The sequence below is a fragment of the Burkholderia mayonis genome, assembly GCF_001523745.2.
Taxonomy (GTDB): Bacteria; Pseudomonadota; Gammaproteobacteria; order Burkholderiales; family Burkholderiaceae; genus Burkholderia; species Burkholderia mayonis.
Map to the genome: position 1 here is coordinate 2,678,159 of NZ_CP013387.1, position 13,215 is coordinate 2,691,373.

Here is a 13,215-nt window from a genome sequence, read left to right on the forward strand (position 1 = left end):
GCCGTCGCCGCACGACGGCGCATGCGCGTGAGCCGCGCGCGGCCGGCCGGCTTCGACGACAATGCTCGCCGCGTCCGCCCGCAGCCCGCGACCGACCATCGAAGCCATTGTTTTTAGAAGGACGCCATGAAGAAGATTCTCGCTGTCAACGCTTTTCTCGCCGTCGTCGGCTGGCTCGCCGCGACGACGACCATCCTGCTCGCCCCGACCGCGCAACCGGGCACCGAAGCCTGGTTCGACGCGATCGACAAGCAATTCAACATCACCGACGACGGCGGGCACGGCCCCGATCCGGGCAGCAGCGAATGGCTCGGCGCGGTCGAGCGCAAAGCGAAGCTGCCCGAAAACGACCGTCTGACCGAGCAGCAGCGCTGCGAGGCGATCCAGCGCGAGCTTGCGCAACGCACGTACATCGTGAACCGGCATCTCGGCCTGAAATTCGCACTCTGATCACGCCGCGGGCGCGCGCAGCACCCACGCGCGCGCCTGCGTCAGCCATCTCATTCGTTCGCCGCGACGCCGCGCTCGCTCGGCTCGCGGCCGCACTCGGCAGTCCGCCGCCCGAGCGACGCGACCACATGGAACGCGATCGGCGCGAACACGAGCCCGGACAGCGTCGCGGCCAGCACGCCGCCGAATGCGCCCGTGCCAATCGAGCGGCGGCTCTCGGCGCCCGCGCCCATTGCGGTCACGAGCGGCACGACGCCGAGCACGAACGCCATCGACGTCATCACGATCGGCCGGAAGCGCGCCGACACCGCGTCGATCACCGCCTGGCGCAGCGCCGCGCCGCGTGCGTGCAGATCGCCCGAGCTGGATGCCGACCGTCGCGGCCGAGCTCGACGCGCGCGACGTCCGCGAGCCGCACGACGGAGCCGTCCGGTTTCGACTTCAGCACGATCTGGCCGAATTCGGCGGGCGACGCGAGCTGGCCCTTCACGATCACCGACGCGGTCAGCTGCTGGCCGGCGGTGAACGGCGCATCGCCGATCGCGCCCGCCGTCACCGCCGCGTTCTGCGCGGCGACGCCCGCGATCACGTCGTCGACGCCGAGCTCGTACTCGCGCAGCTTCATCGGATCGAGCCAGATCCGCAGCGCCTCGTCTGCGTCCCATAGCTGCGCGGAGCCGACGCCCGGCGCGCGCTTCAGTTCGCGCAGCACGTAGCGGCTCAGGTAATCGCTCAATTGCGCGGAATCGCGCGTGCCGTCGGTCGACGTCAGCGCGACGAGCATCAGGAACGTGTTGGCCGCCTTGAACACGCCGATCCCCTGCTGGACGACCTGCCGCGGCAGGCGCGGCTCGATCTGCCTCAGCCGGTTCTGCACGTCGACGAGCGCGAGGTCCGGATCGGTGCCGGTCAATGCGTGCGCGCCGGCGAGCCGCGCCATGCGCAGCACATCGACCCGTTCGCCGTCGCGGCTCACGTTACAGCGTCAACTCGAACGACCGCGCGAGCAGGCCCGGCAGCCTCGCGCCGCCCGTCGCGCGCTCGCCCCACGACTGATCGTTCAGCAGCAGTTCCGGCTCCGCGCCGAGCTGCTCGAGCTCGTCGCCGAACAGCCGGTACAGGCTGTCGTCGAAGCGCATCGCGTCGACGGGCGCGACGATCCTGCCGCCTTCGACCCAGAACGTCGCGAAGCGCGTCATGCCGGTCATCCGGCAATTCATCTTGTCCGAGAAATTCAGATACCAGAGATTGCCGACGTACAGGCCGGTGTCGAGCGCCGCGAGCACGTCGGCGTCAGCAAGCGCGCCGCCCGCGATCGACAGCGTCTCCGGCACTTCATATGCGGTCGCGCCGTTCGGATTCAGGCCGTGCTCGCGGGCGGTGCGCGCGCTGACGAGCTGCCCGGCGCTGCGCCCATCGACGACGAGCGGCACGCTGTCGCGCCGATAGCCGTCCGCGTTGAACGCCGGAGCGACGCCGAGCGAAAAGTCCTCGGCGATCGTCACGCGCGGATCGAGCGCCGCTTCGCCCGCGTGCAGCCGATGCAGGCTGCTGCGCGCGCTCGCGTTCGCGCGCGCGGAAAAACCGTCCCAGCCGAGCAGGCTCACGATCTCCTGCACCGCGGCGGGCGCGAGATACGCGCGATAGCGGCCGGGCGCGAGCGCCTTCGGCGTGCGGCGCAGCACCGGCAGCCGCGCGGCGGCCGCTTCGATCTTGTGCGCGAGCGCCGCGTCGCTCCAGGCGTCGCCCGCGTAGACGGTCTTGAGCGCGCGGCCGCTCGGGTCGTACAGCGACCAGCTGAAGTCGAAATTCTCGACCTCGTGCCAGCCGCGGCTGCCCGTCGACGAAGCGAAGCCGCGCACGAGCGCGCCGCCCGCGTAAAAGCCGACGAAATCGAGCCCGCGCGCGGCGTCCGCAACGAGTCGCGCGAGCGCGTCCGGGTCCGGCAGGCGGCCGGTGCGGCGGGTCGACTGCCGCCACGACGACGTGTCGAACAACAGATGCGGATCGTCCGGCGCGTCGCGCAGGCCGTCGCGCAGCGTCGCGAGCGCAGCCGCGAGCGCGGGCAGATCCGTGGCCGGATCGCCGCACACGGTCTGCGTGACGGACGCCTGCCGCGCGCCGCCGACGAGCCGCACGCCGAGCTTGCCCTGCAGCACGCGCCCGGTCTGGCGGATCTTGCCCGCGTTGAAACGGATGAAATCGGACGTCTCGCCGGCGAACCACAGCAACACCGTCTCGCCCGGCTGCTTGAGCCGCTCGGCTTCGTCCGCGAGCCGCGCGAAATGCGCGTGCCAATCGATCGGGGCGGCGCGCCACGGCTTCATGAAGTCGGTCATCACGCGCCTCCGAACACGTCGACGTCCGCGAACACGCAAGCGGGAGACGCGTGGCCGACTCGGATGATCTGCGCGGGCTCGCCCTTGCCGCAGTACGGCGTGCCGTACACGCCGAACGTGCTCGCGTCGCCGACCGCGCGCAGGCTGCGCCAGAAGCCCGCGGAGATGCCGCGATAGTTCGGCCGCTTGACGACCTGCGTCAGCTCGCCATTCTCGATCAGCTGGCCGAACTCGCAGCCGAACTGGAACTTGTTGCGATGATCGTCGATCGACCACGACGTGTTCGTGCGCATCAGGATGCCGCGCTCGATGCCGGCGACGAGCTCGCCGAACGACTGCGAGCCGGGCTCGACGTTCAGGTTCGCCATCCGGTCGATCGGCGGCCGGTTCCAGCTCGACGCGCGCGCATTCGCGACGCCCGGCAAGCCCGCGCGCGCCTGCGACAGCGCGCCGCCGAGCGGCCGCTCGAGCACGCCGTCGCGGATCAGGTACTGCTTGCGCGCGGCGCTGCCGTCGTCATCGAACGCGTACGACGCCGCCTCGCCGTGCAGCGTGGGATCGAACGTCACGTTCAAGAGCGGCGAGCCGTATCGATACGAGCCGAACATCTCCGGCTTCACGAAACTCCAGCCGGCGAAGTTGCGCTCGTCGCCGAGAATCCGGTCGAGTTCGAGCGGATGGCCGATCGATTCGTGGATCTGCAGCATCATCTGGTCCGGCATCAGCAGCAGGTCGCGGCGGCCGGACGGGCAGTTCGGCGCGGCGAGCAATTGCAGCGCCTCGTCCGCGACCCGCGCGCCCGCGCCGTCGAAGCCGTAGCGCGCGAGCACGTCGAGGCCGCCCTGCGCGAGCGTGCCGGCGTTGCCGAGCGTGCGCACCTGCGTGTCGCCGTCCGCATGCGCGACGACGCTCAACTGCGGCATCACGTGGCGAAAGCGCTGGTCGATCCGCACGCCGTCGCTCGTCACGTAGAGTTGATCGGTGTGCACGAGCATCACGCCCGCGGTGCGCTCGACGATCCGCGCATCGACGGCCGCCGCCGCGCATTCGTGCGCGAGGCGCTCGATCCATTCGGCGCGGGACGGCAGCGCGTCGTCCGCGTGCGGCGACACGTAGCTGCCGCTCGCGTCCGGCCGCGCGACCGCGCGATGGTCGATCAGCGACAGCGCAGCGCTCGCCTTCGCGCGCGCGGCGGCCGCATCGAGCGCCGCCTGCAGGCCGGCGGCCGACAGATCGGCCGTCGCCGCGTAGCCGGCGCCCGCGCCGGACCACGCGAGCAGCATCGCGCCGCGATCGCGCACGCTCGCGAGCGGTTGCGCGACGTCGTTGCGCACTGCGTGTTCGTCGATCCGTTCGTCGACGACGCGCAGCGACCAGAACCCGGCGTCGCTGCGCAACTGTCGGGCGGCCTGCGCCCAGCGTTCGTCAATCATCTGCTCTCTCTCGCGGACTGCGCCTTGGCGTCAGCATAGACGACGCCAGCAGCGATTGCGTGTACGGGTGCGACGGCGCGTCCAGCACGTCCAGCGTGTCGCCCGCCTCGACCACGCGCCCTTCCTTCATCACGATCACCCGATGGGCCATCGCCCGCATCACCGCCAGGTCGTGCGTGATGAACAAGTAGCTGAGTTTGTACTTTTTTTGCAGATTCGTCAGCAGATTCAGCACCTGCTTCTGGATCGACACGTCGAGCGCGCTCGTCGGCTCATCGAGCACGAGCAGCTCGGGCTCGACCGCGAGCGCGCGCGCGATCGCGATCCGCTGCCGCTGGCCACCCGAAAATTCGTGCGGATAGCGCAGCATCGCCTCGGCCGGCAAGCCGACTTCCTGCAAGAGCCCCGCGACGCGGGCGCGCTTCGCGTCGCCGGCGATCTCCGGCCGGTGCACGACGAGCCCCTCGCCGACGATCTGCTCGATCGTCATTCGCGGCGACAGCGAGCCGAACGGGTCCTGGAACACGACCTGCATCCGCCGGTACAGGTCGCGACGGCCGCGCGACGACCGCGACGCATCGAGCGGCAGCCCGTCGATGTCGATCTCGCCCGCCGCCGGCCGCTGCAGCCCGAGCACGGCGGAGGCGAGCGTCGACTTGCCCGACCCCGATTCGCCGACGATGCCGATCGTCTCGCCGCGGTGCAGCGTGAACTGCGCGTCGTGCACCGCGCGAAACGTCGTCTTGCCGAACAGCGCGCGCCAGCCTTTCGGCGCGATCCGGTAATCGACCGCGAGCGACTTGACGTCGAGGATCATCCGCGCGGACGGCGCGACCGCCTCGATCGCGCGCTGAGGCCCGCTGTCGAGCAGGCGCTGCGTGTACGGATGCTGCGGATCCGCGAACAGCGCGCCGGTGTCGCCCGTCTCGACGAGCACGCCGTGCTCCATCACCGCGACGCGCTGCGCGAAGCGCCGCACGAGATTCAGGTCGTGCGTGATCAGCAGCACCGCCATCCCGCGCTCGGCCGCCTCCTGCTCCTGCAGCTCGATCAGCAGATCGACGATCTGCTCGCGCACCGTCACGTCGAGCGCGGTCGTCGGCTCGTCGGCGAGCAACAGGCGCGGCCGGCACGCAAGCGCCATCGCGATCATCGCGCGCTGCCGCTGGCCGCCCGACAGTTGATGCGGAAAGCTGTCGATCCTTCGTTCGGGCTCCGGAATGCCGGTGCGCCGCAGCAGCTCGATCCCGCGCAGCCGCGCCTCGCCCGGCCGCAATCCTTCGTGCAGCCGCAGGCTCTCGGCGATCTGCTTGCCGATCGTGTAGAGCGGATTGAGCGCCGTCATCGGCTCCTGGAACACCATCGCGATGTCCGCGCCGCGGATGCCGCGCATCTGCTGCTCGGTCTTCGCCAGCAGGTCTTCGCCGTCGAACAGCATCCGGCCGGACAGCGTCGCGTGCTGGACGAGCCGCAGGATCGACAGCGCGGTGACGCTCTTGCCCGACCCGGATTCGCCGACGAGCGCGACGCGCTCGCCGCGCGCGATCGACAGGCTGAGCTCGTGCACCGCGATCATGCCGCCGAACGCCGCGGAGAAGCGGTCGATTTCGAGCAGCGGCCGGGTCATCGCGGACCTCCGCCGAACGCCGAGCCGCGCGTGCGCGTGTCGAGCGCGTTGCGCAGCGCGTCGCCCATGAACGTCAGCAGCAGCAGCGTAACGACGAGCGCCGCGAACGCCGACATCGAGATCCACCACGCGTCGAGATTGTTCTTGCCTTCCTGCAGCAGCTCGCCGAGGCTCGGCGTCGGCGGCGGCACGCCGAGCCCGAGGAAGTCGAGGCTCGTCAGCGACAGGATCGCCGCGCTCATCCGGAACGGCAGGAACGTGATGACGGGCGTCAGGCTGTTCGGCAGCACGTGCCGCCAGATGATCTGCCCGTTCGTGAGCCCCATCGTGCGCGCGGCCCTCACGTAGTCGAGCGCGCGGTTGCGCAGGAACTCGGCGCGCACGTAGTCGGACAGCACGAGCCAGCCGAACATCGACAGCAGGATGAACAGCAGCCACAGCGACGGCTCGAAGATCGCCGCGAAGATGATCAGCAGATACAGGTCGGGCAGCGCGCTCCAGATCTCGATCAGCCGCTGTCCGATCAGATCGGCGCGGCCGCCGTAGAAGCCCTGCAGCGCGCCCGTCAGCACCCCGATCGCGACGCCCGACACCGTCAGCGCGACCGCCATCAGCACCGACAGCCGGAAGCCGTACAGCAGCCGCGAAAGCACGTCGCGCCCGAACTGATCGGTGCCGAGCCAGTTGCTCGCCGACGGCGGCGCCGGATACGGACGCGACGCGAAATAGTCGATCGTGTCGTAGCGGTAGCGGTTCGGCGGATAGATCGCGAAATTGCCGTTCGACTCGATCTTCGAACGGATGTACGGATCGAGGTAGTTCGCCTTCGCCGGAAAATCGCCGCCGAATTGCGTCTCCGGATAATCCTTCGCGATCGGGAAGTAGTAGCGCCCTTCGTAGCGGACGACGAGCGGCCGGTCGTTGGACAGCACGTCGGCGAACAGGCTGACCGCGAACAGCACGGTGAAGATCACGAGGCTCCAGTAACCGAGCCGCTGGCCGCGAAAGCGCAGCCACGTGCGCCGCCACGGCGACGGCGACGCCGCGCACGCGACGCACGCGGGATCAGTGGTCCACGCGGTGGAATTGGATGCGGGGGTCGACGAGGACATAGCAGACGTCAGCGAAAAGTTTGGTCACGAGACCGATCAGCGTGAACAGGAACAGCGAGCCGAGCACGACCGGATAGTCGCGGCGGATCACCGAGTCGTACGACAGTTGCCCCATGCCGTCGAGCGAGAACAGCGTCTCGATCAACAGGTTGCCGTTCAGGAACGCGCCGACGAACGCGGCGGGCAGGCCGGTGACGAGCGGAATCGCCGCGTTGCGCAGCACGTGCTTCCACAGCACGTCGCGTTCCGGCGCGCCCTTCGCGCGCGCGGTCAGCACGTATTGCCGGCCGATCTCTTCGAGGAACGTGTTCTTCGTCAGGATCGTGACGATCGCGAAGTTGCCGACGACCGACGCGGTGACGGGCAGCACGACGTGCCACAGATAATCGAGCACCTTGCCGAGCGCGGACAGCTCGTCGAAGTTGTCCGACGTGAGGCCGCGCATCGGGAACACCTGCCAGAACGTGCCGCCGCCGAACAGCATCAGCAGCAGCACGCCCAGCACGAAGCCGGGAATCGCATAGCCGGCGAGCACGAGCACGCTCGTCACGGTGTCGAAGCGCGAGCCGTTGCGAACCGCCTTCGCGATGCCGAGCGGCACCGAGATCAGGTACGTGAGGATCACCGTCCACAAGCCGAGCGTGATCGACACCGGCAGCTTCGAGCGGATCACGCTCCACACGCTCGCATGCGCGTAGTACGACTGACCGAGATTGAACGTCGCGTAGCTCTTCAGCATCATCACGTAGCGCGTGAGCGGCGGCTTGTCGAAACCGAACTGCTTCTTGATCTGCTCGATCTGCTGCGGATCGACGCCCTGGCTGCCGTGATACCCGCCCCCGCCGCCGCCCGCCTCGCCGCCGCGCGCGGTGCCGTGGCGCAGTTGCGTCAGCACCTGCTCGACCGGGCCGCCCGGCACGAATTGCGTGACGACGAACGTGATCGTCACGACGCCGACGAGCGTCGGCACCATCAGCAGCAATCGTCTGAGAATGTATGCAAGCATCGTCGCTCCCCGCTACGCGGCCGGGCCCGGCTTCGACGCCGGCGCCGGGCCGGCCGCCGGCTTCTTCCGGTACCAGTAGTCGATGATCCAGTCCTCATATTGATAGGACGCCGGAATGACGGACGGATGCCCGTACGTCGTCTTGTAGGCGATCCGCGCGTTCGGCAGGTAGTACTGCGGCACGAGGATGTACAGGTTGATCAGCACGCGGTCGAGCGCGTGCGTCGCCGTTTGCAGATCGTCGAGCGTGTCCGCCGCGAGCGCCGCGCGGATCAGCGCGTCGACTGCCTTCGAGCGCACGCCCGGATAGTTCTCCGAACCGACCTCCGACGCCGCCGCGCTGCCGAAGCGGCGCACGAGCTCCGCGCCGGGAATCGTGACGGGCGGATAGATGAGCGTCGTCATGTCGTACTGGAAGTTGTCGAGGCGCTTCTGGTACAGCGCGCTGTCGATCTCGTGCATGTGCGCCTGGATGCCCAGCATCCCGAGCGCCTGGATGTACGGCAGGATCAGTCGATCCATGCCGGGTTCGTCGTCCATGATCTCGATCGTCATCGGCGCGCCGCCCGCGTCGCGCAGCGCGCCGTCGCGATAATGCCAGCCGGCCTGCGCGAGCAGGTCGCGCGCCTGTTTCAGGTTCTCGCGCAACGAGCCGGGCGGCAGCGTCGTCGGCTGCTTGACCATCGGACCGAACACTTCGGGCGGCAGCTCCGCACGATGCGGCTCGAGCAGCGCGAGCTCCCTCTCGCTAGGCATGCCGGACGCGCCGAACGGGCTCGCCTCCCAGAAACTGTTCGTGCGCCGGTATTGACCGTAGAACATCATCCGGTTCATCCAGTCGTAATCGAACGCGAGCGCCAGCGCGTGGCGCACGCGCACGTCCCGGAATTTCGGCTCGCGCATGTTGATGAGAAAACCCTGCATCTGCGCGGGGCCGTCCGGGAACTCGCCCTTCTTCAGCATGCCGTTGCGGAAGTTCTTGCCGACGTAACGGCGCGCCCACTGCGTCGAGCTGTATTCCATCCGCACGTCGACGTCGCCCGCCTTGAACGCTTCGAGCATCGTGTATTGATCGAGATACAGCTTGAACGACACGCGCGCGAACCGGAACATCCCGCGCCGCGTCGGCAGATCGACCGCCCAGTAATGCGGATTGCGCGCGTAGACGATCTGCTTGTCGTTCTTGCGCTGCTCGATCAGATACGCGCCGCTCGCGATCGGCGGGTCGCTCACGATCTGGTCGAACGGCGGCCGCGTGCCGTCCGGCCGCCTGCCCCATTTCGGCGAGAACACCGGCAGATCGCCCGCGATCAGCGGCGCGGCGCGCTCGGAGCGCTTGAAGTCGAAGCGGATCGTCAGCCGATCGACGACCGTCGCGCGCTTGACGATCGCGAACTGCGCGTTGACGAGCGGCGACGCCTGCGGGCTCGTCAGCATATCGAACGAATACTTGACGTCGGCCGCGGTGATCGGATCGCCATTCGAGAAGCGCGCGGCCGGATCAATGTGGAACGTCGCCGAGCTGCGGTCCGGCGCGACATCGACGGCGTCCGCGATCAACGGATATTCGGACGCGAGCTCGTCCCAGCTCCGCTGCATCAGCGTGTCGAACATCAGGTTCTGGATATCCGGCGCGGGCAAGCCGCGCACGAGGAACGGATTCAGCGAGTCGTAGCTCTGCGCCTCGTTGTAGTTCTCGAAATTCAGCACGCCGTCGTTCGGCGCGTCGGGGTTCGCATAGTCGAAATGCGTGAAGCTCGGCGGATACTTCGGTTCACCGTATTGTGCGAGCGCCGTGGCGGCGCGCGCGCTCGACGGCGCGATCGCGCACACGATGCATGTTCCGCACGCGACGGCCGCGATCCGCACGGCTGCCCATGCGCGCCTCGCGGAGCGCGCCGCGAACGGCAAACGCAACTTCATTGGTCTCATCGTCACCTGCGTACGATCATATCGGCGTCACGCCGATGCAGAGTCAATTCGAACGTGGCGGATTGACGTGGACGGCTCGCGTCCTGCGCCGCACATCCGGTCCCGTCTCGTCGCTGTTTCGATGCTGCTTCGTCGTCTCCCGGCATCAGGCAAAAAAAGGCCGCTCCAAAGGGATGGTTAGGGAAGCGGAGCGGCCCGTCGAATGTCGATGGCCGATGCGAAACGGCGTCAGAACTTGTACGTCGCGCCGACCTGAATCACACGGCCGTAGTACATGTAAAGCGACTGGTCATAGCCGTTCTGGTTGAGCGCGTTCTGCCAGACCGGATCGAACGGAGGAGCACGGTCGAAGATGTTGTTGATCCCGCCATACAGCGTCCAGTTCTTGAAGCCGGTGTAGCTCGCGTACAGGTTGAACTGGCTGTACGACCCGACGTGGTCCGCCGCCTGCGTCGGCGCGGCAACGCCGAGCGCCTGCGCGTACGGACCCGTGAACTCCCAGCTCAGCGTCGCGTTCCACTTGCGATACGCCCAGTTCAATGACGTATTGCCCTTCCAGCGCGGGATGCTCGCGCCGAACGGCTGCGTGATCGCGAAGTTGTTGCCCGCCGAATCGACCGTCGCCGCGCCGGGGAAGCCGATGTTGAAGTGATGCACGTACGCCCAGTCGGCCGACAGCGTGAACGTGCCGTACTTCGTCGGCAGCCCCTGACGGAACGTCATCTCGAAGCCGTCGGTCTCGAGCGTGCCGAGATTCTGATACGGCAGCACGACGTACGTGATCTGTCCCGTCGCCGGATCGCGCACGACCTGCGACGGATTGTTCGCCGCGATCACCGAGTTCAGGCTCGCCTGACCGATCACGTTGTCGATGAAGATCTTGTAGAAGTCGAAGCCGAAGTCCGTGTAGCGCGTCGGCGAAGCCTGGAAGCCGATGTTGATGTTGCGCGTGCGCTCGGGCTGCAGGCTGGTGTTGCCGGTCTGCAGCGTGTTGACGAGCGTATTGCCGTAAGTTTGCAGGCCGATGTTCTGCGACGGCGTGTTCTCGACGAACGTCGGCGCGCGGAAGCCGCGATTGTACGAACCGTACATCGTGAATTCCTTGATCGGCTGATAGCGCAGCGCGAAGCGGGGCGAGAACGCGCCGCCGAAGTCGCTGTAATGGTCGTAGCGGCCCGATTGGCTGAACGTCAGGTTCTTGATGATCGGGATGTCGAACTGATAGTAAACCGCCGCGACGTTGCGCGAGCCGTTCACCGATTGCGTCAGCGGATTCAGCACCTGCCCGCTCAGCGCTTCCGAGCCTTGGCCGATGAATTCGCTTTCGTGCAGGAACTGCGCGCCGAGGCCGAAGCCGACGTCGCCCGTGGGCAGCTTGAACAGGTTCGGCGTCGACAGCGTCGCGTCGAGAGCGTCGAGCTTCGATATGCCGAGGTTGCTCGTCGTCATGTACAGGCCGTTGAACGCATTGGGCGTCGCGGACGGATTCGCGAAGTTGAGCGTGCCGTTCTGATAGATGTCGTTGACGACGGACGCGTTCAGCACGTTATGGAACGTATTGGACACGACGCTCTGCGAATGCGTGTAGGCGGTCGACCAGTCCCAGTCGCCATACGGCAGCGCAAACGAACCCTTGACGCCCGTCGCGGCGCGCCAGAAGTTCGAGCTCGTCCGGTCGGACGCCGCCGCCGGGAACGTGTACGCAAGCGGCGTATCGACGCCGAACGGGTTGTACGGATTGCTCGCCGGCACGACCGAATTGAATTGGCTCAGCTTGCCGGTCGTCGGATTGAGAACGAGGCTCGGGGACGTCGGGCTGCCCACCGTGAGCACGCCGTTGTTCTGCACCGTCGTATTGTTGCTTTCCCACAGATCGGCAAACGCGGTCGTCTTGTCGTCGATCTTGAAGTCCGCGTGCACCTTCGCGCTCAGGCGCTCGGTCCATGGCGCGACCGACGTCGTCTCCGCCGAATTGAAGCTGCACACGGTGCCGCCCATGCCGGCGCCTGCGCTCAGATAATTGCTCGCGGCGGGACGCACGGCGCCGCCGAACGGGCAGTTGCTGAGCGCCTGTGCGGTCGCGCCGCCGTTGGTCTGCCAGAACGACGGCGCGAGCAGCGACAGCCCGCCCGCCTGGTTCGTGAAGTCCTGATTCTTCGTCGTGTCGCGATCGGCGATCGTGAAGCCGTTCGATTTGTAGTAGCTCGCGGCCGCCGTGATGTTGAAGCGGTCCGAGTTCAGATCGCCGAAGCCGCCGAGAATGCTGAATTTCGTCGTGCCGTCGCCGCCTTGCGTCGCGCCGGAGTAGCTGCCGTCGAGTTGCAGCCCCTGGAAATTATGCTTCGTGATGATGTTGACGACGCCCGCGATCGCGTCCGAGCCGTACTGCGACACGGCGCCCGTCTTCACGATCTCGATGCGGTCGATGATGTTGAGGGGCAGCGTGTTCAGGTCGAAGAACGTATCGGTGCCATTCGACGCGAACGCGTAAGGCGCGACGCGCTGGCCGTCGACCATCACGAGCGAGTACTTCTCACTCAGGCCGCGCAGCGCGATGCCCGCGCCGCCAGCGGCAAAACCGTTCGTCTGGCCTTCGCTCCAGCTGCTCGCAGAGTTCGCCGACACGCCGCGCAGGAAGTCCGCGACGTTCGTGTAGCCGCTGTCCTGGATGTCCTTCGCGGTGACGGTCTGAACTTGCTGAAAGCCTACCTTGTCGGCGCTGCGGATCAGCGAGCCCGTCACTTCGAAGCGCTTGATCTGCGCGACGCCGCTCTTTGCGACGGGCGCGGCAGACGCGGCGGATGCCGCGCCCGTCGCCTCGGCTGCGCCGGAAGCGGGCGCGGGCGCAGCCGCGGCGGGTGCCGAAACGGCGCCCGCTGCGCTCGCCGCCGCATCCGCTTGCGCGACCGCGATGCTCGAGTTCTGCGCCGACGCCGCGGCGGCGCCGGGTGCCGGCTGGTTCTGTGCGAACGCCGGCGCCGCCAGCGTGGCCGTCAACGCCAACTCGGCCCAGACGATCCGCTTGATCGCCAACGCCAATGCTCTTTGCTTCATTTTTCCCCTCTCACTCGTCAGTAAGACCCCACCCGTTGCGCGCGGCAATCTTTTGAACTCCGCGCCCGACTCGCGGTACTCGCGTACCGCCCCCGCTGCTGCCCGACTGCCCGCCGGACGCCGCCAAACCATCGACGCATGTGCGCCATCACGATTTTTTGCTTCTTTTCAATTTGTTAGGTTGACGAAATTTCAACGGAGCGACGTCCCGCTGCTTCATTTCTTCTCGTTCCGGCTGTCGCGGCCCATCACTGCCCTACGA

9 protein-coding genes and 1 pseudogene are annotated in these 13,215 nt (G+C 67.5%); 1 reads left to right on the plus strand and 9 read right to left on the minus strand.

Annotated features, from left to right (window positions below; all coding sequences use genetic code 11):
* Positions 1 to 126: 126 nt before the first annotated feature.
* Positions 127 to 450: a hypothetical protein gene (locus tag WS70_RS32255; protein ID WP_059597739.1), complete on the plus strand. Its 324-nt coding sequence runs from the start codon at positions 127 to 129 to the stop codon at positions 448 to 450.
* 50 nt (positions 451 to 500) lie between these two features.
* Here the strand turns inward: WS70_RS32255 and WS70_RS33970 are convergent, their stop codons facing one another.
* From WS70_RS33970 to WS70_RS31010, 9 genes and pseudogenes are all read right to left on the minus strand, one after another.
* The gene (locus tag WS70_RS33970; RefSeq protein WP_059597738.1) at positions 501 to 770 is read right to left on the minus strand and encodes an efflux RND transporter permease subunit; all 270 of its coding nucleotides are present in this window, start codon (positions 768 to 770) and stop codon (positions 501 to 503) included.
* A 56-nt stretch (positions 771 to 826) separates the two neighbouring features.
* Positions 827 to 1,357: pseudogene (locus tag WS70_RS33975) on the minus strand (efflux RND transporter permease subunit); the annotation flags it as partial.
* Between the two features lie 70 nt (positions 1,358 to 1,427).
* A complete protein-coding gene (locus WS70_RS30980) occupies positions 1,428 to 2,789 on the minus strand; it encodes a metallopeptidase TldD-related protein (protein WP_059597736.1) in 1,362 nt (453 codons plus the stop codon).
* Positions 2,789 to 4,222, minus strand: coding sequence for a TldD/PmbA family protein (locus tag WS70_RS30985; RefSeq protein WP_059597735.1), 1,434 nt, complete (start codon positions 4,220 to 4,222; stop codon positions 2,789 to 2,791). Before WS70_RS30985 ends, WS70_RS30980 begins: the two co-directional genes overlap by 1 nt.
* Complete coding sequence (locus WS70_RS30990; protein WP_059472278.1) at positions 4,215 to 5,849, minus strand: ABC transporter ATP-binding protein; 1,635 nt, start codon at positions 5,847 to 5,849, stop codon at positions 4,215 to 4,217. The genes WS70_RS30985 and WS70_RS30990 overlap by 8 nt, the downstream gene beginning before the upstream one ends.
* Entirely contained in the window at positions 5,846 to 6,961 is a 1,116-nt protein-coding gene (locus WS70_RS30995; RefSeq protein ID WP_059472279.1) for an ABC transporter permease, read from the minus strand. Before WS70_RS30995 ends, WS70_RS30990 begins: the two co-directional genes overlap by 4 nt.
* The gene (locus tag WS70_RS31000) at positions 6,915 to 7,967 is read right to left on the minus strand and encodes a microcin C ABC transporter permease YejB (RefSeq protein ID WP_059597734.1); all 1,053 of its coding nucleotides are present in this window, start codon (positions 7,965 to 7,967) and stop codon (positions 6,915 to 6,917) included. Before WS70_RS31000 ends, WS70_RS30995 begins: the two co-directional genes overlap by 47 nt.
* 12 nt (positions 7,968 to 7,979) lie before the next feature.
* Positions 7,980 to 9,890: an extracellular solute-binding protein gene (locus WS70_RS31005; protein ID WP_059597733.1), complete on the minus strand. Its 1,911-nt coding sequence runs from the start codon at positions 9,888 to 9,890 to the stop codon at positions 7,980 to 7,982.
* A gap of 237 nt (positions 9,891 to 10,127) precedes the next feature.
* Entirely contained in the window at positions 10,128 to 12,953 is a 2,826-nt protein-coding gene (locus tag WS70_RS31010) for a TonB-dependent receptor (protein ID WP_059472282.1), read from the minus strand.
* Between the last annotated feature and the right edge of the window lie 262 nt (positions 12,954 to 13,215).